Source organism: Pedobacter sp. AC379 (assembly GCF_979258145.1).
Map to the genome: position 1 here is coordinate 1238785 of NZ_OZ409839.1, position 24818 is coordinate 1263602.

The 24818-nt window shown below is 37.8% G+C and carries 20 protein-coding genes; 12 read left to right on the forward strand and 8 right to left on the reverse strand.

Annotation, left to right across the window (positions count from 1 at the left end; all coding sequences use genetic code 11):
- Positions 1 to 23: 23 nt before the first annotated feature.
- On the reverse strand, positions 24 to 2444 hold the full coding sequence (locus tag ACZZZW_RS05440; RefSeq protein WP_463492502.1) for an OstA-like protein: 2421 nt from the start codon (positions 2442 to 2444) through the stop codon (positions 24 to 26).
- 65 nt (positions 2445 to 2509) lie between these two features.
- Between ACZZZW_RS05440 and tilS the strand changes: the two genes are divergently transcribed.
- The 4 genes from tilS (at position 2510) to ACZZZW_RS05460 (ending at position 6295) form a co-directional block, all read left to right on the forward strand.
- Positions 2510 to 3841 carry a tRNA lysidine(34) synthetase TilS gene (gene tilS / locus ACZZZW_RS05445; RefSeq protein WP_463492503.1) on the forward strand — a complete coding sequence of 444 codons (1332 nt, stop codon included), beginning with the start codon at positions 2510 to 2512 and terminating at the stop codon, positions 3839 to 3841.
- Positions 3842 to 4333 (forward strand): hypothetical protein, encoded by a 492-nt coding sequence (locus ACZZZW_RS05450; RefSeq protein WP_463492504.1) that lies wholly within the window; start codon positions 3842 to 3844, stop codon positions 4331 to 4333.
- A 128-nt stretch (positions 4334 to 4461) separates the two neighbouring features.
- Positions 4462 to 5604: an N-acetyl-alpha-D-glucosaminyl L-malate synthase BshA gene (gene bshA / locus ACZZZW_RS05455; protein ID WP_055908118.1), complete on the forward strand. Its 1143-nt coding sequence runs from the start codon at positions 4462 to 4464 to the stop codon at positions 5602 to 5604.
- A gap of 244 nt (positions 5605 to 5848) precedes the next feature.
- Entirely contained in the window at positions 5849 to 6295 is a 447-nt protein-coding gene (locus tag ACZZZW_RS05460) for a KTSC domain-containing protein (RefSeq protein WP_029279950.1), read from the forward strand.
- Between the two features lie 344 nt (positions 6296 to 6639).
- Here the strand turns inward: ACZZZW_RS05460 and ACZZZW_RS05465 are convergent, their stop codons facing one another.
- The 3 genes from ACZZZW_RS05465 to ACZZZW_RS05475 all read right to left on the reverse strand — a co-directional run bounded on the left by ACZZZW_RS05465 (position 6640) and on the right by ACZZZW_RS05475 (position 10094).
- A complete protein-coding gene (locus tag ACZZZW_RS05465) occupies positions 6640 to 7134 on the reverse strand; it encodes an SRPBCC family protein (protein ID WP_463492505.1) in 495 nt (164 codons plus the stop codon).
- A gap of 17 nt (positions 7135 to 7151) precedes the next feature.
- On the reverse strand, positions 7152 to 8261 hold the full coding sequence (locus ACZZZW_RS05470; RefSeq protein ID WP_463492506.1) for a lactonase family protein: 1110 nt from the start codon (positions 8259 to 8261) through the stop codon (positions 7152 to 7154).
- A gap of 297 nt (positions 8262 to 8558) precedes the next feature.
- Positions 8559 to 10094 (reverse strand): pseudouridine synthase, encoded by a 1536-nt coding sequence (locus tag ACZZZW_RS05475; RefSeq protein WP_463492507.1) that lies wholly within the window; start codon positions 10092 to 10094, stop codon positions 8559 to 8561.
- 263 nt (positions 10095 to 10357) lie between these two features.
- Between ACZZZW_RS05475 and ACZZZW_RS05480 the strand changes: the two genes are divergently transcribed.
- The 6 genes from ACZZZW_RS05480 (at position 10358) to ACZZZW_RS05505 (ending at position 18883) form a co-directional block, all read left to right on the forward strand.
- The gene (locus ACZZZW_RS05480; RefSeq protein ID WP_055908105.1) at positions 10358 to 11140 is read left to right on the forward strand and encodes a lytic transglycosylase domain-containing protein; all 783 of its coding nucleotides are present in this window, start codon (positions 10358 to 10360) and stop codon (positions 11138 to 11140) included.
- Positions 11141 to 11557: 417 nt separating this feature from the next.
- Positions 11558 to 12601, forward strand: a complete 1044-nt coding sequence (locus ACZZZW_RS05485; protein WP_463492508.1) for a 2Fe-2S iron-sulfur cluster-binding protein — start codon at positions 11558 to 11560, stop codon at positions 12599 to 12601.
- 146 nt (positions 12602 to 12747) lie between these two features.
- Positions 12748 to 13707, forward strand: coding sequence for a hypothetical protein (locus tag ACZZZW_RS05490; RefSeq protein WP_463492509.1), 960 nt, complete (start codon positions 12748 to 12750; stop codon positions 13705 to 13707).
- Positions 13708 to 13818: 111 nt separating this feature from the next.
- Positions 13819 to 16746, forward strand: a complete 2928-nt coding sequence (uvrA, locus tag ACZZZW_RS05495; protein WP_463492510.1) for an excinuclease ABC subunit UvrA — start codon at positions 13819 to 13821, stop codon at positions 16744 to 16746.
- A gap of 103 nt (positions 16747 to 16849) precedes the next feature.
- A complete protein-coding gene (locus ACZZZW_RS05500) occupies positions 16850 to 17617 on the forward strand; it encodes a TatD family hydrolase (protein ID WP_463492511.1) in 768 nt (255 codons plus the stop codon).
- A gap of 246 nt (positions 17618 to 17863) precedes the next feature.
- Complete coding sequence (locus ACZZZW_RS05505) at positions 17864 to 18883, forward strand: asparaginase (RefSeq protein ID WP_463492512.1); 1020 nt, start codon at positions 17864 to 17866, stop codon at positions 18881 to 18883.
- Positions 18884 to 19163: 280 nt separating this feature from the next.
- On the opposite strand, the gene ACZZZW_RS05510 is transcribed toward ACZZZW_RS05505, so the two are convergent.
- The gene (locus tag ACZZZW_RS05510; RefSeq protein WP_463492513.1) at positions 19164 to 19310 is read right to left on the reverse strand and encodes a hypothetical protein; all 147 of its coding nucleotides are present in this window, start codon (positions 19308 to 19310) and stop codon (positions 19164 to 19166) included.
- A 568-nt stretch (positions 19311 to 19878) separates the two neighbouring features.
- Between ACZZZW_RS05510 and ACZZZW_RS05515 the strand changes: the two genes are divergently transcribed.
- Positions 19879 to 21291 carry an MBL fold metallo-hydrolase gene (locus ACZZZW_RS05515; protein ID WP_463492514.1) on the forward strand — a complete coding sequence of 471 codons (1413 nt, stop codon included), beginning with the start codon at positions 19879 to 19881 and terminating at the stop codon, positions 21289 to 21291.
- 86 nt (positions 21292 to 21377) lie between these two features.
- A complete protein-coding gene (locus ACZZZW_RS05520; RefSeq protein WP_463492515.1) occupies positions 21378 to 22343 on the forward strand; it encodes a YpdA family putative bacillithiol disulfide reductase in 966 nt (321 codons plus the stop codon).
- Between the two features lie 42 nt (positions 22344 to 22385).
- Here ACZZZW_RS05520 and ACZZZW_RS05525 read toward each other — a convergent pair whose 3' ends face one another.
- The 3 genes from ACZZZW_RS05525 to ACZZZW_RS05535 all read right to left on the reverse strand — a co-directional run bounded on the left by ACZZZW_RS05525 (position 22386) and on the right by ACZZZW_RS05535 (position 24818).
- Positions 22386 to 23204, reverse strand: coding sequence for an alpha/beta hydrolase (locus ACZZZW_RS05525; protein WP_463492516.1), 819 nt, complete (start codon positions 23202 to 23204; stop codon positions 22386 to 22388).
- Complete coding sequence (locus ACZZZW_RS05530) at positions 23201 to 23695, reverse strand: hypothetical protein (RefSeq protein WP_463492517.1); 495 nt, start codon at positions 23693 to 23695, stop codon at positions 23201 to 23203. The genes ACZZZW_RS05525 and ACZZZW_RS05530 overlap by 4 nt, the downstream gene beginning before the upstream one ends.
- Positions 23696 to 23825: 130 nt before the next feature.
- A complete protein-coding gene (locus ACZZZW_RS05535) occupies positions 23826 to 24818 on the reverse strand; it encodes an alpha/beta hydrolase (protein ID WP_463492518.1) in 993 nt (330 codons plus the stop codon).

A 24818-nucleotide genomic window follows, 5' to 3' on the forward strand; every position in this document is an offset into this window, starting at 1 on the left:
TTAATTTAATGAATAGCAAAAAACTACATCTTGCCCGCTACCTTTTTTAACTGTATTGAATCTTTTTTTGTTAGCGTAGAATCCCTTTTTGGCAAAATAGGTTTGATACCAAAATTACTGGTGTCTGCCGGTTTGGTTTGAGGCAGTTTTTTATCCAGATTTAAACTGTCTTTTCCTGTGGTAATTTTTGGTTTAACAATCGTAGTTGGTACAGTTTTGGCTGGCTTTGTCGCCTTTGTAGCTACTGGAGACTTACCTGCAACGGTTTTAGTCTTTCCTTTGGGCTTAGCCTTTCCTGATGAGCCAACCGCGTCCTTTTTGGATTTTGGCCGCTCTGTTGGTTTCCATGAAAATCCTTTTAAAACATGGTCTTTTGCAATGGTATTTTCTGGATTTAAAGCTCCCTCTACACCTTTTATGTAAACAATGTCTTCAATTGCATTTTCTTTGTCCTTGAAAATGAATTTTATCCTGCTGCTCAGCGTTTGGTTCATCTCTTTATACACTTTCGTGCTATCATCCTGTGTATAGTATATACTTTCAGCATTGCCATCAACATATAGATTTTTAAGTTTTCCATTATAAAAGAAACCAGTCATTAACCTGCCTTTTATCTGGTTAAACCTTAATGAATCTTTTGGCGTATTCACTAAAAATGCATTTCTGAATGCTTGTAAATTATTCAGCTTTTTGTTCTTAAACTGAACAAAAATGGTATCACCCACCTGTTGCGAGCCTTCCGACCATATAATTGGGTTACTATAGCAGCGCAAAGTAGAATCGGCACTGGTATAAAAAAGGCTATCAGTTTTAGCTTGTATGTTAGTTTTAAAAATTTTAACACCATGATAAGCCTTAATAATACGGGTTTGAACAGTATCTGCCGGATTAAATTTTGCAGTATCGTTTGGCTTGCCTGTTTTCAAATTCGCTATAACTTTTGTCAAACTATCTTTAACACCAGTTTTAATTGCCTTTTTCTGCAGACTATCAATTTTTGTTTTCGATAAATCTTTAACGATTGGTGTAGCTTTATCAGTCAGTTTCTTCTGTAAACTATCTACCTTTGCTTTTGAAATATCTTTTATAGCCGGACCAATTTTATCCGTTAATTTTTTCTGCAGGCTATCTGTTTTTAGTTTCGGTAAGTTTTTAACAATAGAATCTGCCTTGTTTTTTAAAACATTGTTTTTTTGTAGGCTATCCAGCGCAATTTTCGGCAATCCTTTTCCGAGCGAATCTATTTTTGATTTTAAACTGTCGATATTTTTATCTTTCAGGTTAAGCGGATCATCTTTTTCGTCGTCTTTATTCTTTTTCTTTTTATCTGCTCTACTGTTTTTACGCTTATTTTTATCTTCTTTTTGACTAGATTCAGCCTCAGGTTTATATTTTGCCTCACCTTTTGCTTTCTTTTCTCCAGTGTCTTCATCATCTTCACCAACCTGATTGTCGGCTTTAATCGAAATTTTAGGAATCAGTTTTAACGTCTTTTGCAATACCATTTGAGTTTCCAAGGTATCCGCACCCATCCATAAACTATCAGGCCTTTTTTTGTTCTTCACCATGATAGAATCTTCGGTACCTATCCCCAAGTAGGCATTTCGGGTAACCAATGTCCGCTGATCCAGTTTATAATAATAACCCAAATCGCCAAACATTTTCATTTTATCTTTTGTATCAGAAAAAACAATATTCTTTACAGCTTTGCCAATTCCCTTTTTGCCGTAATAATATAAACTATCTCCTTTTAACGATCTGGTACCCTGTGTGTATAAATTTTTTTTTCCGAAAAAGGCATCCTCGCTCAGTGTATTATATTGGCCGTTTTCAGTATACAGGTTATCGTCTTTTCCTTTGATGTTGGTCGGGCCATAGAAAAAGGTCCACTTGCTTTGCGTATTATAACTCATCGTATCCGATTTGATAACCGATTGCGGCGTAACTACCACTACATCATATCTAAAATAGGCATCGTTCGAATTGCTAAAATAATAGCCGTTTTTACTGGTGAGTGTTACTTCCTTATTAACAATTTTACCGCCACTGGTATATGTGCCAATTTTACTGAGTGTATTATAATCTAAAATATTGGTGGTTAAGATCGATGTGGGATCGATCATTTTTACATTACCGGTCAAATGGGCATGTTTTTTATTTCCATCGTATTCCAATTGATCAGAATAAATATCGGTAGTAAGCTGGTTGATGTGCACATTTTTAAAAGCCTCAAAATAATTTCGCTCGCTGTAAAAAACGGCACTATCACAGGTTAATGTTGCATTATCCTGCTGGAAAACAGGATTACGGAGGTAACTTATTTTTTTCTTGGTATCTCCGGTTATCTTTGCAAATGAAACGATTTTAATCTTCGAAGCAGGTTGCTGACCGAATAAAAATACTGGACTGATTAGAAGAAATAAAAAGACAAATAGTTTTTGCACACTACAAAGTTAGTTTTTTGTTCCGAACGTTCGGAATACCAGTTAAAATTAAATATTTTTGATTGATGTTACCTCTTAAGCAATTTCAGGATTTTATTGAACAGCAACAGCTATTTGTTCGGGGTAACAGGATTCTTTTGGCCTTAAGCGGAGGCAAAGATTCGGTATTAATGTTGCACTTGTTTAAAGCAATAGGCGTTGATGTTGGTGTTGCACATTGTAATTTTAATTTAAGAGCCGATGAGGCACAACGTGATGAAAGTTTTGTTGCGCTTCTGGCTAAAAATTTAGAGTTACCTTTTTATGTAACGCATTTTGATACCAAAAAATATGCCACAGAAAATAAAATTTCTACTCAGATGGCAGCCCGCGATCTCCGTTACAACTGGTTTGAAGAAATACGGATTAAAGAAAGATACGATTACATTGCATTGGCCCAACACCAGAACGATGCTGTTGAAACCGTGCTTATTAATTTAACCCGCGGCACCGGAATAAGTGGTTTACATGGTATTTTGCCCAAACGCGAAAGGCTAATCAGGCCGATACTCTTCTTAAACCGCCAGCAAATTGACGATATTGTAATTGCTAACAATATTAATTTCGTAGAAGACAGCTCGAACGCAAGTACAAATTATACCCGGAATAAAATCAGGTTACAAGTTGTTCCTCACCTGCAAGAGATTAATCCAAACCTGGAAAAAACCTTTGCCGAGAATATAGCAAGATTTGCAGAATTAGAAACTTTTTTAAATCTACAGGTCAACAAACTTGAAAATAAGATTTTAAATAAGAAAAATGATGGAATTTATATTCCTTTGGATGAGATTGCTAAACTAAACCCACAAAAATTACTGCTATATGAATTGCTTAAACCTTTTGGTTTTGGCGAAAATTTAGTTCAGGAAATTTTAGATAGTTTAAAGGCACTGAGCGGAACACATTTTTATAGCGCAACTCATCAGGCCATTATCAATAGGGGTGATTTGGTAATTGTTGAAAAAGATACTGTTGTGGTATCCAATCAATTTATTCACCCAACAACCAAAAGTATTGCTTTTGCCAGTGAGGAAATCTCATTGAAATTTACCGATGACATTAAATTTGAAATTAATGAAAATAACGCTTTTGTAAATGCAGATAAACTGATTTTTCCGTTGGTGCTGAGAAATTGGCAAAATGGAGATAAATTTATTCCGTTGGGCATGCGCAGCCCTAAAAAAGTAAGTGATTACTTTATCGATGAAAAGGTTCCCATTCATTTAAAAAACACTACTCCAATATTGGTGAACGGAAATGGTGAAATTGTTTGGATTGCTGGCATGCGACAGGATAACCGATATAAATTAACGGGCACAACAAAAAAAGTTGCTATATTCGAACTCAAAATTAAATAAGTGGAAAGCAGATACGCCTATATCGAAAAACAGTACATCGGCCGTGATTATGTTCGCATTTTCATTAGGCTTATTATGGCTGCATTCTGTTTTGCAGCATATGTTTATGAGCGCGATCGCGACAATACCCAAGATTTGTTCCTTGTTGTAGGATTTGGAATTATAGGTGTTTCCATGCTTTTGCTGTTTTTGATCCAATACAAAATTGTGGTAGATAATGGCAGTATGATTTTGGATGGCCTTTGGACAACAAAACGGGTTAAAATAGATTTAAATAGCATTGTTGATGTGCGTAAAGCTACTTACAGCCGTTATTTTTTCAATAATCCGGTATATAACCTCCACACAAAAGGAACAATCCGTTTTTATTCATCAGGTAAAGATGCGGTTGTGCTAACCGATCGTGATGGATTAGAATATTTTATCGGCACGCAGCGCCCAAATGAACTCTTCTTGGTAATTAAGGAGGAAATGAGAAATCTGAAATCCTAATCTTCTAAGTTTTTTTCTTTTTTCTTGAGAAAATCTCTACTCAATTTCTCGTCTTTTTTATTGCAATAGACCGACACGCATTATACATTAAAATCGGGTACATTTGCGGTAACAACAATACACATACAATGAAGATAGGAATTGTTTGCTACCCCACTTTTGGCGGTAGTGGAGTAGTTGCAACAGAACTTGGTAAGGCGCTTGCTAACGAGGGTCATCAAGTTCACTTTATCACATATAGTCAGCCGGCCAGGCTCGATTTCTTCTCTGCCAATCTGTTTTATCATGAGGTATCGGTTAGGGACTATCCACTTTTTGATTATGCGCCATACGAATCCGCATTGGCGAGTAAACTGGTAGATGTTGTCCGTTTCGAACAATTGGATGTATTGCATGTTCATTATGCTATTCCACATGCTTCTGCTGCTTTCATGGCGAAACAGATTTTAGCGAGTTATGGTATTCATATACCAGTGGTAACTACTTTGCACGGTACAGATATTACTTTGGTAGGTAAAGATCCAACATATAAACCGGTGGTTACTTTTTCAATCAACCAGAGTGATGGTGTAACTACAGTTTCGGAAGATTTAAAAGAAGATACCTACAACCACTTTGAAATAACTAAAGAAATTAAGGTAATTCCGAATTTTATCGATTTTTCGCGATTCAGTTTACAGGCTAAAGACCATTTCAAAAAAGCAATTGCCCCAAATAACGAACGGATTTTAATTCATACCAGCAACTTCAGGAAAGTGAAACGCACTTCAGACGTTATCCGGATTTTCGAAAAGGTGCAGGCGGTTATTCCTTCGAAGCTGTTAATGGTTGGCGATGGACCTGAGCGTGCTTATGATGAACAACTTTGCAGATCGTTAAATATTTGCGAAAGTGTAAGGTTTTTAGGGAAACAAGATGCGGTAGAAGAAATTTTATCGGTTTCGGATCTTTTTCTGATGCCTTCAGAATCTGAAAGTTTTGGTTTGGCTGCTTTAGAAGCAATGGCTTGTAAAGTACCTGCAATTACTACAAATGCTGGTGGCTTGCCAGAGCTTAATGTTGATGGATTTTGTGGTTATATGAGCAATGTTGGCGATGTTGATGCAATGGCAGCTCATGCAATCGAAATTTTGAAAGATGATGAAACATTAAACCGTTTTAAAGAAAATGCTTTTAAAAGGGCTCAGGATTTCGATCTGAAAAAGATCTTGCCTATATATATAGATTATTACAAGGAAGTGATTGAGAATTCGTTACAGCCCAAATATTAACTACAAGTTATTTATTTAACTCATTCAAAGTTTTGCCGTTTTTACGCAGCAAAACTTTTTTAGTTTTGGGGTATTGAATGGGTATTAAAATACTTCTAAATGCACAATTTACCATTACTATCGGCAATATTTGAAAAAAGTAAACTTTCTCAAAATCAAATGATTATAAATCGTATCTTTGCGGCTTGAAACGCTTTAGTGATTGAAAAACGTTTCAACAAAATTATAAAAGAGGTTAGTTCCCATGAAGAAAATAGTTGATTACAGAAAGCTTTTGAGCGTAGACAAAAATGCTGAGTTAAAAGAGCTTAAATCGGTGTACCGTACATTGATGAAAGATTGTCACCCTGATAAATTTCAGCAGGAAGAAGAGAAATTAGATGCAGAAGCAAGAAGTAAAGAAATTATCGAAGCTTACCATTTCCTGGTAAGTATTGCGCCAGAAACACGCGAGCAGAATATTGAAACGTATACACAAACCACAACATTATCAAATATTCAGGATTTCGAATACAAACAACAGGTTTTAAACATCCAGTTTTTTGATGGGAGTGCTTACGAATATTTCGATGTGCCTAAAGCAATTTATGTGAAATTGGTGAATGCGGATTCTCCTGGTCGTTTCGCCCGCAGGCATATTTTTAATGAATTTCCATACCGTAACGTTGCAAGGGTTGCAGAACCAGCATAATTACTAAAATTAAAATAGTTAAGAATGGTCGCGATGAAAATCGGGGCCATTTTTTTTGCGTTGATCCTTCGAGTTGAGGTGGTTAAAACTAGCGTCGACTGTTATAAGCGTATTATAAATCCATGGTGAACGATCGTACTATAAATTCAATTTACGCAAGCATCTAAAAAACTTGCGTCCTGCTGAATTTATTTCAGCATCTATTGTTTATAAGATAGGCCCTGAAATAAATTCAGGGTGACGATCGTATTATAAATTAATGATCGTACTATAAATTCAATTTACGCAAGCATCTAAAAAACTTGCTTCCTGCTGAATTTATTTCAGCATCTATTATACCAGCTTTAATTATTTAACATGGGTTTGAAACGGTTATCCTTATTTCTTAAATCCAAACCACCTTCATAAACTGATTTTAAATTTAAAAGATAAAAACTCCAGCCGTTGTGGCAGCCTAAACGGATATTCCTTTTGGAGTTATCATCAAGTGGAATATTCTTTTGCGTAAGTTCTACAGCAGTGTATTCGAATTCTTCGCTGAGTTTGATATCTACCAAGCAATTGCCGGCAAAAGTAAACTGGAAATAATCTTTACCGTTCGCTTCGGTTATGGTTCCATTTTCGATATCATCATACAAATACCAGATCCATTTGTAGCGATCGCCTTTTAGCGCATTTTGCGTTTTGCTTAGTAATACATCATTCTCATCATAAAACGTTGCTTCGCTTAAAAACCACTTTTCAATTTCACTTGGTTTTGTCCACGCGTTGTATAGGTCTTCAATATTTGCCTTAATCGCTATCCTGATGGTAAATTTTGTCCAATCGAAATTTTCCATTGGTTTGGTTTTAGATCTTAATTAAGTACCAAACATACAGGAGCACCAACATCAATTCTTTTCCCGCTATCGGTCAATTTGCCGGTTGTTTTGTTGCGGTTAAAAATCACGATGTTGTTGGTATACTGGTGTCCAACAAGTAAAAATTTTCCAGTTGGATCGATGGCAAAATTCCTTGGGCCTTTACCCAGGGTGCTTACGGTTTCGATAAATTTAAGTTTTCCCGTTGAAAGGATTGAGAAAGTAGAAATGCTATTGGCATCGCCACGGTTCGTTTCATAAAGAAATTTTCCGTCTGGTGAGACGTGAATATCTGCACCATCAACTTTGCCTGCAAAATCTTTTGGCGCAGTGCCAATCTCCTGTATTTTAGTTAATCTTCCATCAGAATAAGCAAAAGCTGTAATGGTGCCATTAAATTCGTGCGCCAGGTAGGCAAACTTTCCATTCGGACTAAAAGTTATATGTCGGGGGCCGGTACCTGCATTGGTTTTAATTACAGATTTAACCGTTAATATGCTTTCTTTTGCTATAGGCTTATATGTATAAATATAGGTTTGATCTTCGCCTAAGTCGTTCACTATTAAGTATTTGTGGTCTGGCGTGAATACCGTCATGTGCACATGGGCACTTTCCTGTCTGCCTTTTGGGTCGATGCTCTTTCCCGTATGCTTAATAATCTGCAAAGCTTCGGTTAAAGCTCCATTGGCCTTTCTTGCAAATACGGCTAAACTGCCGCCGCTATAATTTGCAACTATTACATTTTTTGTATCAACGGTAATAAAACAAGGATCGGCACCATGACTATCAACTTTGTTTAAAAACGTTAAATCACCAGTTTTTGCATTGTATTTAAAAGCACTTACAGTACTTGTGGTGCCGGTTTCATTAACCACATATATAAATTTTTGGTCGGGAGATATGGCGAGGTAACTCGGATTAGCGGTATTTTTGATAATGCTTTTTATTTTGGTAACAGCAGTTAAAGCATTAAAATCGTAAGTGTAAATTCCTTCACTCTTTCCCGGTGCGGTATAGGTTCCAACGATAAGATTGTAACTGCTTTTTTGGGCAAAGGCTAGTGTAGTCAATATGGTAAGTATAAATAATGAACTGAATTTTTTCATGTAGAATGATCTTGATTTTAACAAATATAAATAAAGTTGGCCACGGAGGCACAGGAAACACGGAAGATGTTTCCTCATTTTCGTCTGTGTTTGTAATGACGCTGATTGACTGCTGCATTTGTAATGCACGTTACTATTGCTATTTAACGATATAATCGTTTTTCTTTTGCATCCTCTTACTAACGAGGGCGATTGGATATAGACTCCAACTCTGTGAATGCTGTGCTTTCTCTGTGTGCTTTGTGGTAAAAAATAGCAGTATAAAAAAAAGGGCAACCATTGGCTGCCTTTTGTATATTATTTAATTAAATGCTTAATCTGAATCAATTCATGATCTTCTAGATAACGCCATCTACCGCGGGGCAGATCTTTTTTGGTTAAATTGCCATAAACCACACGATCTAATTTTTCTACGCTGTAACCCAGGTGCTCGAAAATACGACGAACAATTCTGTTTTTACCGCTGTGAATCTGAATGCCGATTTCTTTTTTGGTTCCACCTGCAACATAAGAAATGTTATCCGGCTTTATCAATCCATCTTCTAATTCTAAACCAAAAGCAATTTTGTTTAAATCGCCTTGTGATAAAGATTTATCCAGTTCAACATTGTAAATTTTGGTAATTCCGTTTTTAGGATGAGATAATTTATCCGCTAAATCACCATCATTTGTCATTAATAATAAACCGGTAGTATTACGATCTAAACGGCCAACCGGGTAAATACGCTCGCGGCTTGCTTTATCAACCAGTTGCATCACTGTACGGCGTTCCTGCGGATCGTCAGTTGTGGTGATGTAATCTTTTGGTTTGTTCAATAACACGTAAACTTTTTTCTCACGTTTTAAAAGTTCGCCGTTATAGCGTACCAAATCTTTAGCCGGATCAACTTTATGCCCTAATTCGGTAATGGCTTCACCGTTTACGGTAATAATGCCGGCAGCAATTAACTCATCAGCTTTACGACGAGAGCAGATGCCTGCATTTGAAATATATCTGTTCAGGCGGATTAAGCCTTTATCTTCATTCGTAGTTCTGCGGCCCTGAGCAATCACAGTACGCTCCGGGCGGTTAAATTCTGTATCTCTAGGCTGCGCATCCTCGCGTTTTCTAAACGGACGGGTATCACCTTCTTTTGGTTCCCTCGGTTTTACATCTCTTGAACTTCCAGCACTTGGTTTAAAATCGTCTGATTTGCCTCTTGATTTAAAATCTTTGTAGCCACCTTCTCTTGGTTTGTAATCTCTTGATCCGCCTTCTCTAGGTTTGAAGTCGCGGTCGCCAGTTCTCGGTTTAAAATCTCTCGAATCTCCATCCTTAGATTTGAAATCACGTTCTCCTGTTCTTGGCTTATAATCTCTTGCACCACCTTCTCTTGGTTTAAAATCCCTGTCTCCTGTTCTTGGTTTGTAATCTCTTGATCCGCCCTCTCTCGATTTGAAATCACGATCGCCTGTTCTTGGCTTATAATCTCTCGATCCGCCTTCTCTAGGTTTAAAACTACGGTCTTCTGATTTTGAATTGCTATCTTTTGATTTAAATTCACGGTCGCCAAATTTAAATCCCTTTGATTCTCCCTCTTTTGATTTAAAATCGCGGTCTCCTGTTCTTGGTCTGAAGTCTTTTTTGTCTCCGAAAGATTTTGATTTGAAATCTTTACCGTCTGAGCTTCTGGGTTTGAAGCCGTCTTTTGAATCGGATGATTTTTTGAATTTGCTGTCTTTGTCGTCTGATCTTCTTCTGTCAGACCCGGCCGAACTGCTCCTGCCTTCTGTTTTCCGACTGCCTGGTTTGGACTTGTCATCCCGACTGTTCCTGTTGTTTTTATTTATCATGATACGCTTTTAACCACATTAAAAATGCGGGTTGCAAATTTATGAAAAAATGATGAACATAACAATTTTAAGAGCGGAAAAATTAGCTAAAAAAATAGCCTCTAAAATAGGAAAAATCGGGCGAAAATCAAAATTTAAAATCCACGTTTAAAGCACTTTAAGGGCTAATTTTGGGGCTTAATTTCGTAACTATTTGATAATGTGCTTATTATTTTTTAGCTTTGCCAACGTTTTTATATAAGTTCACCAAAAAAAGGAGGAAAATGTTAAAGAAACACATCGTACCATTTGCGGTAGTGGCAACACTATTTATCTTGGCAAAAGTGTTCGCTTACCAAATGCCCTTAGCACAAAAAAGTCTTTTAAAAGAAGAAAAATTAAACACTACAATACCAAAATCTGATAGCCTTAAAGTGGAAAAAGAGGAAAGCCCTCTATCTTTAATGGCACAGTTAAATTTTGCAAAAGAAACTTTGCCTTTGGGCGATAAAAAAGTAGAACGCAAAATGAAAAAAATTCTTGCAGCACATCGTTATGGCAACACACAAACGAACCGCCTGCATGCAAAAGCAGCAAAATGGTTTCCTGTAATTGAGCCTATTCTTGCCGCGTACAAAATCCCTAATGATTTTAAGTATTTGGCCCTGGTCGAATCTGGAATGGCTGAAGGAGTTTCTCCAAAAGGTGCAGCCGGTATCTGGCAGTTTATGCCCGGCACAGCACGTACCTACGGATTAAGAGTAAACGGAAATGTTGATGAGCGCTACAATTTGCGTAAATCTACCATTGCGGCCTGCAAATACATTAAGGAAATGTATAAGGGTTTAGAAAGTTGGACATTGGTAGCTGCGGCTTACAATGTTGGCGATGGACGCTTACGCAAGCAGATCGATAATCAAAATCAAGACAATTACTACAAAATGAAGCTCAACCGCGAAACCGGAGGCTATGTTTATAAGGTGATTTCTATGAAACAGATTATGGAACATCCAAAACGTTACGGTTACGAAAAACCGAGGGTATTATTGGCTTATAACGCCGAATAGTATAATTAAGATAAAGACAAGCATTTGGTAAGGCGTCCTGATTTTAAATCAGGACGTTTTTTTTTGGAGGTGATTACACAGATAAAAACTGACATTCTTTTGCACCCTGCTAATCAATGAAAGGAAGTTGTTAGCCACGGAGACACGGATTTACAGGGAAAAATTTATACCTCAAACATACAATGAACCAATAACTAGCAGACTATTGAGCTTTTGGTCACAGAGAATCTTCGTCCGTTCCTTCATCGTGATCCAATAGCTATCGGATAAGGTTGACGATGGAATGTGGATAGCGAATTACTGACTAAAAGTAGTGATCAATTAACCAATTAGGACAGTAACCGATTAACCGACAAAGGATCGTTGAATTTACGCCAAACGCTTTTTGCTTTACGCTCAAAACCCTTACTTTGCATTATGTTTAAGCTGCGCATAAATAAAATAATCAATCAACCGGGGGATAACATTACATTTCAATTTGAAGAAGTGGATGAACACTATCCAAAATACCTGGCTGGGCAGTTTTTGTCGCTGGTTTTTCAGGGGAAGCATAAAGAAGTAAGAAGGTCGTATTCATTTAATAGTTCGCCTGATGTAGATGAGCCTTTGGCAATTACGGTGAAAAGGGTAGAAAATGGAGAGATTTCAAGGTTTCTTCACCATAAAACAGCTGTAAATGATATTTTGTTCGCCCAAGAGCCGCAAGGATTGTTCAGTTATCTGCCAGAAGAAAACCTGGAACGCGATCTTTTTCTTTTTGCGGCAGGGGTTGGCATTACACCTTTGTATTCGATTATGAAAACAGCCTTGGTGCGTGAAAAAAAATCGTTGATTACATTGGTATATAGCAACAAGTCACAAGAAGACGCGCTCTTTTACAATGAACTTAATGAATGGCAACAGAAATATCCCGATAGGTTAAAAATTATTTGGATTTTTAGCAATAGCAAAAACCTGATGACGGCCAGGTTAAACAAATTTTATATTGAAAGATTGCTCAAAGAGCATTTACATTTCGACCGTAATAATGCACTGTTTTATAGCTGCGGACCGATAATTTACATGGATTTATGCCGGATAACCTTGTTGGGCATGGGTTTCGATATTAAACAGATCAAGAGAGAAACCTTTGTGCTGCCTGAAGATGAGGTGGATGAAGATGATAGCTCCGAAAAAGTAGTCGACAAGAATACCTATTCTGTGATTTTAAATTTTCAAGGCATACTGTACAATCTCGAAGTGCCCTGGCCAAAGCGGATTTTAGATGTTGCACTCGAAAATAAGATCAAGCTGCCTTATAGTTGCCGCGGAGGTGTATGTAGTACCTGCGTAGCAAATTGTACTAAAGGCGGGGTGCGGATGGATTACAATGAAGTGCTTACGGATGATGAAATTGAAAGGGGCAGGGTTTTGGTTTGTACCGGGCATCCAACTGAAAACGGAACTACGATAGAGTGGTGAGTTAGTTCATTTGTTCAATAGTTCGTTGGTGATTTGTTTGTAACGTGAACTCGAGCGTAGTATGGCGTTGAGAAGAAACAATTCAAAAACCGCAAAAGTTCTTTACAATTACAAAACCGTTGCTTCATTATCAGCGTTTATCTGGTATGATCAGATCTTTTTTTACAATTATAATCTGCCTCTTCTACTTACAATCATCCGCTCAAGATTCTATTGCTGTAAAAAGAGAATTTGCCAATAGGGAATACATTCATCTCTACAAAGAAAATGCTGATTTAGCCTATACTGCACCAGGTGGAGAACTGGGCGCACCTGCAAAATATGTAATTAATGGGCGGCTTACCACTACATACATGCTTTTAGGTAGTTACAAATCGCCCGTTGCATTTGCCATTATTCCCGATTTTACTGTCAGAGTGCGCAACGAATTTTCGGCAGCGGTGCGTACCCCCAGCTACCGTTTAGGTTTTGCTGCCTATGCAAGGTTAAATACCACTCCTGATAATTATAAATATGGTGAACTGGCTTTTACCCACCATTCGAACGGGCAAGATCAGGATGCGCTTAATCCAGATGGCACCATAAACACACGCACAGGAAATTTTAATGCCAATTATTTAACACTTTCTTACCGATTCGGGCAGCTTACACCAACCAACGTTAACGAAAGTTATTATTCGTTAAATCATCGGGTAGGCTTACAATGGTACAAGTTTTTTAGGTACGAACCGGCTTTGAATGAAGGCTTCGGCTTTACGCGCATATTATATGGTTTCTCGTGGCGCAAATATGATGAAATTGAAAAAAATGCAAAAAACAAGTCGAAAACAAAAACTGAAAAAGAAACCTGGCGTTTAAATACCGAGTTATCTTATGCGGTGAATAAAATTCCTTCAAAAAATCTGATGGATATTCAGAAAAGGCTAAATGCTGAAATTAATTTTAATTATAGCTTTCCTTTTATGCATAACGTGTTTTTGATGGCTGCAGTAGGTTACTATGGAGAAGATAATTACAACATTTATTTTCAGGATCATTATGGTTATGTGCGCTTGGGCTTATCATCTGGTTTCCTACGAAATAGAAGTCGACATTATGACAATTAATCGGTAATACAGATTGGTTTCGACTTTCTTTTTGATAAAATTTTTAGCATTTTTGCGGATTGAAATTCAGTCTTTTTTATGGCTTGATTTTCCCCCAACTTTAAATAAAATATGAGCAATAAATCTATCGACCTCGGCGAGCAAAAAGATGTAGAAGTATATGGTGCGAGGGTACATAATTTAAAGAATATAGATGTTAGTTTTCCGCGCAACCAACTTGTTGTAATAACAGGTTTAAGTGGAAGCGGTAAATCATCGCTGGCTTTTGATACCATTTATGCCGAAGGGCAGCGCCGCTATATGGAAACATTTAGTGCCTACAGCCGCCAGTTTATGGGTGGGATGGAGCGGCCTGATGTTGATAAAGTTTCGGGGTTAAGTCCTGTTATTGCCATTGAGCAAAAAACCACAAGCAAAAACCCACGCTCTACAGTTGGTACCATTACCGAAATTTACGATTTTATGCGTTTGCTTTATGCACGTGTTGCCGATGCCTTTTCGTACAATACAGGCGAAAAGATGGAGCGCATGAGCGAAGATCAGATCTTGCAGAATATCTTCAATAAATTTGATGGCGTTGCAGTAAATATTCTTGCACCCGTTGTTAAAGGTAGAAAAGGACATTATAGAGAACTTTTTGAGCAAATCCGTAAGCAGGGCTATGTAAAAGTGCGTGTGGATGGCGAAATAAAAGATATTTCTGCAAAAATGCAGGTTGATCGATATAAAATCCATGATATTGAAGTAGTGATCGATCGCTTGATTATTGATGTGAAAGATAAAAAACGCCTGCTTGATTCATTGCAGATTGCAATGAAAATGGGTAAAGGGGTAATAAAGATAAGCGATAAAGACAACAATGTTGCGCATTTTAGTAAGTTTTTAATGTGCCCAACCACCGGTATTTCTTATGATGAACCACAACCCAACAGTTTTTCGTTCAATTCGCCTTATGGTGCCTGCGAGCGTTGCGATGGTTTGGGGTATATCTTTGTGGTGGATAAAGAATCAGTGATTCCAAACCCAAAACTGAGTATTTTAAACGGTGCGCTGGCTCCGCTCGGAGAATACAGGGATATCTGGATGTTTCAGGTGCTTAAAGCCCTGGCAAAAAAATACAGCTTTTCCCTTTCTACACCTGTTGAAAAGTTAAGTGACGAAATTATCAACATCATTTTAAACGGCTCTCCTGATCTGATTAAAGTTGAGGTAGAATATAATAAGTGGAACGTTCAGAATTACAATATTACTTTCGACGGTATTATTAAGATGCTCGAAGAGCAGAACGAAAAAAGAAGTGAATCTGCATCAGATGATATGGATGAATTCAGGAAACTGAAAACCTGTCCGGAGTGCCATGGTGCCCGTTTGAAAAAAGAGAGCCTGCACTTTAAAGTTGATGGTAAAAATATTTTCGAACTTTCTTCGATGGACATTAACAACCTTCATCAATGGTTCGAAAAAGTTGATGAACGCCTTACCGACCGTCAGAATATTATAGCAAAAGAAATTTTAAAGGAAATTAAAGCCAGGATTGGATTTTTAACAGATGTTGGTTTAACGTATTTAACTTTAGATCGTACAGCCCGTACACTTTCTGGTGGCGAGGCGCAACGGATCCGTTTGGCTACGCAGATTGGTTCGCAGTTAATGAACGTAATGTATATTCTCGATGAACCAAGTATTGGTTTGCATCAGCGCGATAATGAGCGTTTAATCAATGCGCTTAAAAATCTCCGTGATCTTGGCAATACCGTTTTGGTGGTAGAGCATGATAAGGATATGATACTTGAGGCCGATTGGGTAATCGACGTTGGCCCGGGTGCAGGGATTCATGGCGGTACTGTGGTTGCTGAAGGAACAGCGGCACAAATTCTTAAATCGAAAACCTTAACTGCAGATTACCTGAATGGTAAAAAGCAGATTGAAACGCCAAAAATCCGCAGGAAGGGAAATGGCCATAAATTATCAATCATAAAAGCAACCGGGCACAACCTAAAAGAGGTATCGGTAGATTTTCCTTTGGGTAAATTTATTGCCGTAACCGGCGTTTCTGGTAGCGGTAAATCCAGCTTGATTACCGAAACTTTATACCCGATTTTAAACCATCATTTCTTTAGGGCGAAAAAAACACCGCTTCCTTACGAAAAAATTAACGGATTAAAGGAAATTGATAAGGTAATTGAAATCGATCAGGCACCTATTGGCAGAACGCCACGTTCAAATCCTTCAACTTATACCGGGGTTTTTTCTGATATCAGAAATCTTTTCGTTCAGCTGCCAGAAGCCAAAATCCGTGGGTATAAACCAGGCCGCTTTTCTTTTAATGTTAAAGGTGGCCGTTGCGAAACCTGTCAGGGTGCAGGTTTAAAAGTAATTGAAATGAATTTCCTTCCGGATGTTCAGGTGCCTTGTGAGGAGTGTGGCGGAAGAAGATATAACCGGGAAACTTTGGAAGTGCGTTTCCGTGGAAAATCGATCAGTGATGTATTGGATATGAGTATTGAGGATGCGTGCAATTTCTTCGAAAATATTCCGATCATTTATAGAAAAATCAAAACCCTGAAAGATGTAGGGTTGGGTTATATCACCTTAGGGCAATCATCCGTAACTTTATCCGGAGGAGAAGCGCAACGGGTTAAACTGGCAACAGAACTTTCTAAAAAGGATACCGGAAAAACCTTTTACATTTTAGATGAACCTACAACCGGACTCCATTTTGAAGATATTAATGTGCTTTTAGGCGTTTTGCAAGAGTTGGTTGATAAAGGAAATACCATTTTGGTAATTGAACATAATTTGGATGTGGTTAAAGTGGCCGATTGGGTGATCGATCTTGGAGAAGAAGGAGGCGCTGGCGGCGGAAGAATTTTATTTGAAGGTACGCCAGAAGGTTTAATCCAGAATCCGATTAGTTTGACAGGGAAATTTTTGAAAAAGGAAATGGAATGGAATCCGCAGAACGGAAAGTCTGAAGTCGAAAGTCCAGAGCCTAAAGTCAAAGCATTGAAGAAAAGCAAAACTGGAAATAAAAAATAGTCACAGCTCGGGGGGTCAGAAAGACAAAAGTTGAAAAATAGATTGTCAACATGACATAATTATTAACTCAAAACCTAACTCATCATTCATTTCACCTATAAACATGATTTTCACCGATACCCATACCCATTTATATTACGAGCAAGATGCCGAGAAACAGGCGCAGTTGATTGATCGTTGCTTTGAAAACGACGTTAACCGATTATTTTTGCCAAATGTTGATGTTAAGTCAATAGCGATGATTAATGATTTGGTGGCAAAATACCCTGCAAATTGTTTTGCTATGGCGGGTTTACATCCTTGTGATGTTAAGGACGATTATCTTGCTCAGCTCGACGAAATTTACAAGAGTATTTCTGGGCGGAAAATTTATGCCATCGGTGAAATTGGCATCGATCTTTATTGGGATAAAACAACTTTGGCCATTCAGCAAGATGCCTTCCGCAAACAAATTGGCTGGGCAAAAGATTTGGGTTTGCCAATTGTAATTCATTGTCGCGAAGCTTTCGATGAAGTTTTCGAAGTTTTAGAAAGCGAACGTGATGAAAAGTTGCGCGGTATTTTCCATTGTTTTACGGGCAATGTAGCGCAGGCAAAACAAGCTATCGATTTAAATTTTTATTTGGGTATTGGTGGTGTGGTTACCTATAAAAAAGCAGGTTTGGATTTGGTATTATCTGAAATCGCTCTACAAAACCTTGTTTTGGAAACCGATTCGCCATATTTAGCACCAGTTCCTTTTCGTGGTAAACCCAATGAGAGTAGTTATCTGATTTATATCGCTCAGAAACTGGCTGAGATTTATGGTGTTTCTATTGAAGAAATTGCAGATGTTACCACAGAGAATTCCAAGAAAATTTTCGGTGTTTAGGATTGAGTTCGAAGTCCTCCGTCTGAAGTTATTAACCCGGTTGAATCATTTGTCATTTCTACTGAAGTGGAACATAATAGTAAAATTTGTTTTGTAGGATTAATAATTAATAATTATTTGTTGTTTAAATTATTAAATCGGTAATATTAGAGTTGAAATATCTCTTTTTATTGCTAATTTGAAAATATCACTCCATCATTTGTAATTTTTTAGTTTCTTTGCGTTGAGCAACCTTCACTAAACCAAATGACCAAAATATTAATAATTTATACCGGTGGTACCATTGGTATGGTTAACGATCCTATAAATGGGATGTTAGTTCCATTTAATTTCGAGCAAATAAAAGAAAACGTTCCAGAATTAAGTCGTTTAGATTATGATTTGGATGTACACTCCTTTAATCCGGTATTGGATTCGTCAAACATGGATCCTGAGATATGGAAAACATTAGCCGAACTCGTTTACCATAAATATGATCAGTATGATGGTTTTGTGATCCTCCACGGATCGGATACCATGGCTTTTACGGCATCGGCATTGAGCTTTATGCTCGAAAACCTGGATAAACCAGTAGTTTTGACCGGATCGCAGCTGCCTATTGGCGAAATTAGAACGGATGCCAAAGAAAATTTAATTACAGCTTTAGAGATTGCAGCTACGAAAGAAGATGGAAAAGCACTGTTCCCTGAAGTTTGCATTTATTTTGATGCGCAATTATTCAGGGGTAACCGCTCTATAAAATACAATAGCGAAAAGTTTGAGGCTTTCCGCTCGCCAAATTATCCTACACTTGCCGAAGCAGGGGTACACCTGCAATTTTACCGGAATTATATTCTAAAAGCACCAGAAGGCAAACTGGAATTACATACCAATTTTAATGCGAACATTGGGGTACTTAAATTGTATCCGGGCATTACGCCACAAGCAGTTCAGGCAATAACAGACTCAAAAGTAGATGCCATAATACTTGAAGCATTTGGCTCGGGCAATACCACAACTGCCCAATGGTTTTTAGACAGTTTACGACAGGCCATTTTGAACGGAAAAATCATTATCGACATTTCTCAATGTAAAAAAGGTTCGGTTCAGCTAGGCAGATACGAAACCAGTAGAGAATTGCTAAAAATGGGTGTTTTAAGTGGTTACGATTTAACTTTTGAGGCAACTGTTACAAAACTCATGTTTGTAATGGGCCTTGGTTTATCAGTTGAAGAAAGCCGTAAGTTGATGGAAGAACCGTTAAGAGGGGAGTTGAGCAAAGATTAATTGCCAGCTTTAATTTGTAATGCCATTAACAACAGCTAATTAGTTTGCAGTTTTTAACTTGCAGTAAAACCTTCTAAAAAAACATATACAAATTATTTTGAAAAGCGGGGTTCGGTGCTTTTAGGTTACGAAAGCCCTGCTATCTCTCCAAGTCCTCACTCATTCTTCGCTCCGGGCTTTTCGTTTTTATCAGGTTTATTTAACAATTCTGGTGCTTATGGCTACAAATTTTAACCTTGGGATAGATATTGTGATAAATACTGCGTTAGGGATTGTAAGTTCAGTAACGATCCTTCATCGGTACCGGAGCGCAGCGCAGCCCTGCAAAGCTCACCCCTTTCCCGATTTTTTCATCGGGATGGGAAACGCCCTGATCAGTTGGCAGTTTACAGTTTATTGTTGGCAGTTTTACAGCTAATTGGTTCACAGTTTGCAGTTTTTAATTTGCAGTAAAACCTTCTAAAAAAACATATACAAATTATTTTGAAAAGCGGGGTTCGGTGCTTTTAGGTTACGAAAGCCCTGCTATCACTCCAAGTCCTCACTCACTCTTCGCTTCGGGCTTTCCGTTTTATCAGGTTTATTTAACAATTTCGGTGCTTATGGCTACAAATTTTAACCCCGGGAAAGATATTGTGATAAATACCGCGTTAGGGATTGTAAGGGTTCAGTAACGATCCTTCATCGGTACCGGAGCGCAGCGCAGCCCTGCAAAGCCCGCCCCTTTCCCGATTTTTTCATCGGAAAAGGTAACGCCCAGATCAGTTGGCAGTTAATAGTTTACAGTTTATAGTTGGCAGCTAATTGGTTCACAGTTTGCAGTTTTTATGCCCCCGCTAAGTAAAACTTCTGCAATTATGACCCACAACATTTCGATTATAAGTATTTAGCCCTATTTTTGCTTTTATAGATCCGTCATGCTGTCCCGAATCTTTGTGATCAGCATCTTTTAGTAAGCAGCTGAAATAAATTCAGTTTGACGTAGTAAAAAAAACATGAAAATAGAACAGATATATACAGGATGCCTGGCTGAAGCCGCCTATTACATAGAAAGTGATGGTGAAGCTGCTATTATTGATCCACTGAGAGAGGTTGGAACATACTTAAAGAAAGCTGAAAAAGCAGGAGCAACCATCAAATATATTTTCGAAACGCATTTTCATGCTGATTTTGTTTCCGGACATGTAGATTTGGCTGAAAAATCTGGTGCAGAAATTATTTACGGACCAACTGCTAAAACTGAATTTAAAGCACATATTGCTAAAGATGGTGAGCAGTTTGAAGTAGGCAGAGTAACCATAACTGCGTTACATACACCTGGCCATACGTTAGAATCTACCACTTATTTGTTAACTGATGAAAACGGGAAAGATCACTGCATTTTTAGTGGCGATACCTTGTTTATTGGTGATGTAGGTCGCCCGGATTTAGCGCAAAAAGGGCATTTAACGATGGAAGACCTGGCAGGTATGCTTTACGATTCGTTAAATGAGAAAATTAAGCCGTTAGCTGATGATGTAATTGTTTATCCTGCACATGGTGCTGGTTCGGCCTGTGGTAAAAGCATGAGCAAAGAAACATTTGATACTTTAGGCCACCAGAAAGAGGTTAATTATGCCTTAAAAGCGCAAACTAAAGAACAGTTTATAACCGAAGTAACAGATGGCATTATGCCACCACCACAATATTTTGCTAAAAATGCAGCCATTAATAAAGGTGGCGTAGAAAGTATTGACGAGGTTTATGAAAAAGGATTAAATGCCTTAACGCCTCAGCAATTTGAAGATACCGCTAACCAAACGGGTGCCATTATGCTTGATACCCGCGATCCTCAGGTTTTTGCCAAGGGTTTTATCCCCAATTCGATCAATATTGGCCTAAACGGGCAGTTTGCACCTTGGGTCGGAGCTTTGATTAGCGATTTACAGCAACCGATTTTATTGATCACAGATGAGGGCAAAGAGGAAGAAACCATTACGCGCCTAACCCGGGTGGGATACGATAGTACGATTGGCTATTTAGATGGTGGTTTCGAAAGATGGACGGATGCCGGTAAGGAAATCGATACTATCGATTCGATCTCAGCTGAAGCATTTGAAGAAGCAAATACCAATGGTGAAATTACAGCGCTTGATGTGCGTAAACCTGGTGAATATGAATCAGAGCATCTGGAATTTACACTTAGCCGCCCATTGGATTTTATTAACGAATGGACGGGTGAGATCGATCCAAAATCTACATATTACATCCACTGTGCTGGTGGTTACCGCTCAATGATAGCCGCTTCAATTTTAAAATCGCGTGGAGTAGAAAATGTAATCGATGTTGCCGGGGGCTACGCTGCAATTAAAAATACCGGTTTAAAAAGAACCGATTTTGCATGCCCAAGTAAAGCAATGAAAGTATAATTAAGCGCAAATGTCACATTGAGCTTGTCGAAATGCATTGGAGGTTCTTCGACAGGCTCAGAATGACAACATAAGATATAAAGCATTTGGCAAATCAAAATCATTACGACATATTAATTATCGGTGCCGGACCAATAGGGATGGCTTGCGCAATTGAAGCAAAAAAAGCAAACTTAAGCTACCTAGTTGTAGAAAAAGGTGCTTTGGTGAACAGTTTGTTCAACTACCCGGTATTTATGACTTTCTTTTCTACTTCTCAAAAGTTAGAAATAGGGGGTGTGCCTTTTGTAACCATCAGTCCAAAACCTAATCGCAATGAAGCTGTTGAATATTACCGCCGGGTAGCAGAAAAATTTGATTTAAACATTCATCTTTTCGAAAGCGTAAAACAAGTTGTAAAAAACGAAGATCAGGTTTTTGAAATTAGTACTTCCAAAACAAATTATACGGCAAAGAATGTAGTTGTGGCTACCGGTTTTTATGATGTTCCTTTATTGATGAATGTGCCGGGTGAAGATTCGCCAAAAGTGACCCATTATTACAAAGATCCACATTTATATGCTTTTCAAAATGTAGTAGTGGTTGGTGCAAACAACTCTGGGGTAGATGCGGCCTTAGAAACCTACCGAAAGGGCGCAAATGTAACTATGGTGGTTCGAAGCGGCGATCTTGGTCCACATGTGAAATATTGGGTGCGGCCAGATATACAAAACAGGATTAAAGAAGGTGAAATTAAGGCGCATTTTAATTCTGAATTGGTCGAAATACGCGCAGGAGAGGTTGATATAAAAACCCCCGAAGGCATACAAACTATACCGAACGATTTCGTAATTGCAATGACGGGATATCAGCCTGATTTTGGAATGTTAAGAAAATTTGGCATCGAATTACCAGAAACACTTTGCCCGGCCTACAACGAAGAAACCATGGAAACCAACGTGAAAGGTTTATATCTGGCCGGTGTAGTTTGTGGCGGATTGGATACCCACAAGCTATTTATCGAAAATTCGAGGGTACACGCTGAAATTATTGTTAAAAATATACTTAGCTAAATTTCGGCAAAGTTTGTGCCTTAACCTTAATAAGTTATTGAATTATTTTTTTTCGGAAAACACAATTTCTAAGCCCTTATACGCACTATTGTGTAAAATAGTAAGGTGATTCTCCTGCATAAGCGGAACAAATGTTGTGTTTAATTTTTTATTTGCCTGAGCAAGTTCAGCTAGTTTTGTGGCATCTGCTATCATTTTTTCTCCTTCCTTACCAACAGAAATATAGATTTTAGCTTCAGTTTTAATGTTGGGAATAAATTTGGTAGCATCAGTTATAAGCGATTCATTGTTCCACCATAAACTTGGACTAATTATGATATAATTATCGAACAATTGAGGTTTCTTTATTAAAATTTCGGTAGCCAACAAGCCACCCAAAGATTGCCCAATTATGGTTTTAGAACCATTTGTTTTAAAATTCTTTGTAATAAACGGCTGCAAATCCTTTTCTATAAATGATATAAATTTTTCCGATTTACCAGTTGTTGGATAATCAATTAAATCTTGTTTAATGGTTGTGGGGAAGGTGAAATCTCGTCTCCTGTCTACATTGGCGATGCCAACAACTATTGCTTTTGGCATTTTTTCAATCATAGTTAAAAATTGAACCAGGCCTACAATGTGAATAAAATCTTCGTTTGCAGATCCATCGAGCAAATAAATTACCGGATACTTGGTAGCAGAATCTGCAGCATAACCTTCTGGTAGATAGATATTTAATTTCCGGGTTTCTTTAAGTTCATTGGAATTGATTTCCAAAGTTTCCCCTAAAATAAACGGTTTAGAATCGTGTTTTGTCTGAGAAAAAGATTCTGTGGTTAAAATAAGTATAAAGGCCGCTAAGAAGTAAAATTTCATCATTTATTTTTTGATTTTCCGCATTTATAGGCTAAAACTAGTAGCATAGAAACGACTATAATTTGAAATATGAGAACAGCTTTAGATACGATTGCCAATATAGTGATGTTTTGCTCAAATGGATCGATTTTCGGATGGATGGATAACGTGGGGTAAACTGTCCATCCGTTGTTATTGCGGTATGGATTTAAGAAAGGTAAAATCTGCAACGCTAATGATGCAAGAAGGATTAAAATAAAACCCAATAAGAAAATAAATGAACGCTGAATTTTTCTGTTGTATGAATATTTTAATTCTTTAAAATAATAAACAAAAAAGCAAATAATTACAAAAAAAGATATCCATGCATGTTCTGTTTTAACGACAAAATAAGTATCATGAAGATTTATGTCCAAGCCGGAAGTTCCCAATAATATAATGAACATATAATATGATAATATTGTACAGCCCAAAAGCCATGCTATTTCGATCAATATAGGTTTAGGGTTTTTCATGATGAGAGAGATTTAGATTAGTGTTACTCGTTATGCTGATCCGATAGCTGTCAGATTTATTTCAGCATCTGTCTTGCAAGGTAGGCCCTGAAATAAATTCAGGGTGACGACTAGTGATTAATAAAGTTAACTAATGAACAGGAGCCTTAAGCGTACTCTCTACAAAATTACCTATAGCTGTTTCAACACCTGACAAATCTTTAGAGGTAATGTACGATCCCATTACATGGTTGCCTGCATTTGGTATTGCTACCTTTCTTTTTAAGTCAATTGGTGTACCCAGTTCAGCAAACATTTTCAGCATGGCATCTACCCGCACCACTGGATCTTGCTCCAGTTCGTTTTTATAATAATAAAGCATTAAAACAGGCTGCTTTACTTTTTGGAAAGTAGATTTTACCATACTGCTTTCTATAAACTCTTCCAGTTCTACCAGCGATTCTAGACGATAATTCGTATACCAGTATTTTTTATACTCATCGGTGCGGTCGTCTACTTTTCTTTCATCGCCCCCAACCACTTTTCTGGCAATCTGCAAGCCCCATGGATTATTCAACAACCATGCATTTTTATCATTAATGGCCACATTGGGCGATAATAAAATCAAACTGTTAATTTCTGGGTAGGTTGCCGCTAATTTTAATGCTACAGTTCCACCGGTAGAAGTGCCTACCAGGATTACTTTTTTACCTAACTTTTTACCTATGGCATAAGCCTGCTTGCTGGTTTCCCAAAGGCGATCGGCGGTAAAATATTGCATTGGGGCCAGGGTATCGATCCCATGATCAGCCAAACGAGCTAAATATAAATTGGCATTTAACTCTTTTGCCAGGTTGAGGTAAACCGGATTGCCTTCAGTTTTCGATGCTGAAAAGCCATGTAGGTAAACAATGGCATATTCGGTTTGCTTGTGGATGCTATCTGCCCAGATAATTTCTGCCTCATTACCTGGTTTTATTTTATGCATGGATTCCAAACTCGCCACAAAATTATCTAAATCTTCCAATTCGGGAATTTCAGTTAATTCTTCATTGTAAACGGGCTTTTTAGGCTTAGGCCCCAACAAATAGCCTGCAACAATTAATGCCGAAAGACCGATAATTACTTTGTAGCGTTTTTTCAT

Excerpts from the sequence above, each read along its gene's own strand:
- tilS (WP_463492503.1), top strand. The coding sequence starts at position 2,510 with ATGTTACCTCTTAAGCAATTTCAGGATTTTATTGAACAGCAACAGCTA.
- bshA (WP_055908118.1), top strand. The coding sequence starts at position 4,462 with ATGAAGATAGGAATTGTTTGCTACCCCACTTTTGGCGGTAGTGGAGTA.
- ACZZZW_RS05460 (WP_029279950.1), top strand. The coding sequence starts at position 5,849 with ATGAAGAAAATAGTTGATTACAGAAAGCTTTTGAGCGTAGACAAAAAT.
- ACZZZW_RS05465 (WP_463492505.1), bottom strand. The coding sequence starts at position 7,134 with ATGGAAAATTTCGATTGGACAAAATTTACCATCAGGATAGCGATTAAG.
- ACZZZW_RS05470 (WP_463492506.1), bottom strand. The coding sequence starts at position 8,261 with ATGAAAAAATTCAGTTCATTATTTATACTTACCATATTGACTACACTA.
- ACZZZW_RS05475 (WP_463492507.1), bottom strand. The coding sequence starts at position 10,094 with ATGATAAATAAAAACAACAGGAACAGTCGGGATGACAAGTCCAAACCA.
- ACZZZW_RS05480 (WP_055908105.1), top strand. The coding sequence starts at position 10,358 with ATGTTAAAGAAACACATCGTACCATTTGCGGTAGTGGCAACACTATTT.
- ACZZZW_RS05485 (WP_463492508.1), top strand. The coding sequence starts at position 11,558 with ATGTTTAAGCTGCGCATAAATAAAATAATCAATCAACCGGGGGATAAC.
- ACZZZW_RS05490 (WP_463492509.1), top strand. The coding sequence starts at position 12,748 with ATGATCAGATCTTTTTTTACAATTATAATCTGCCTCTTCTACTTACAA.
- uvrA (WP_463492510.1), top strand. The coding sequence starts at position 13,819 with ATGAGCAATAAATCTATCGACCTCGGCGAGCAAAAAGATGTAGAAGTA.
- ACZZZW_RS05500 (WP_463492511.1), top strand. The coding sequence starts at position 16,850 with ATGATTTTCACCGATACCCATACCCATTTATATTACGAGCAAGATGCC.
- ACZZZW_RS05505 (WP_463492512.1), top strand. The coding sequence starts at position 17,864 with ATGACCAAAATATTAATAATTTATACCGGTGGTACCATTGGTATGGTT.
- ACZZZW_RS05515 (WP_463492514.1), top strand. The coding sequence starts at position 19,879 with ATGAAAATAGAACAGATATATACAGGATGCCTGGCTGAAGCCGCCTAT.
- ACZZZW_RS05525 (WP_463492516.1), bottom strand. The coding sequence starts at position 23,204 with ATGATGAAATTTTACTTCTTAGCGGCCTTTATACTTATTTTAACCACA.
- ACZZZW_RS05530 (WP_463492517.1), bottom strand. The coding sequence starts at position 23,695 with ATGAAAAACCCTAAACCTATATTGATCGAAATAGCATGGCTTTTGGGC.
- ACZZZW_RS05535 (WP_463492518.1), bottom strand. The coding sequence starts at position 24,818 with ATGAAAAAACGCTACAAAGTAATTATCGGTCTTTCGGCATTAATTGTT.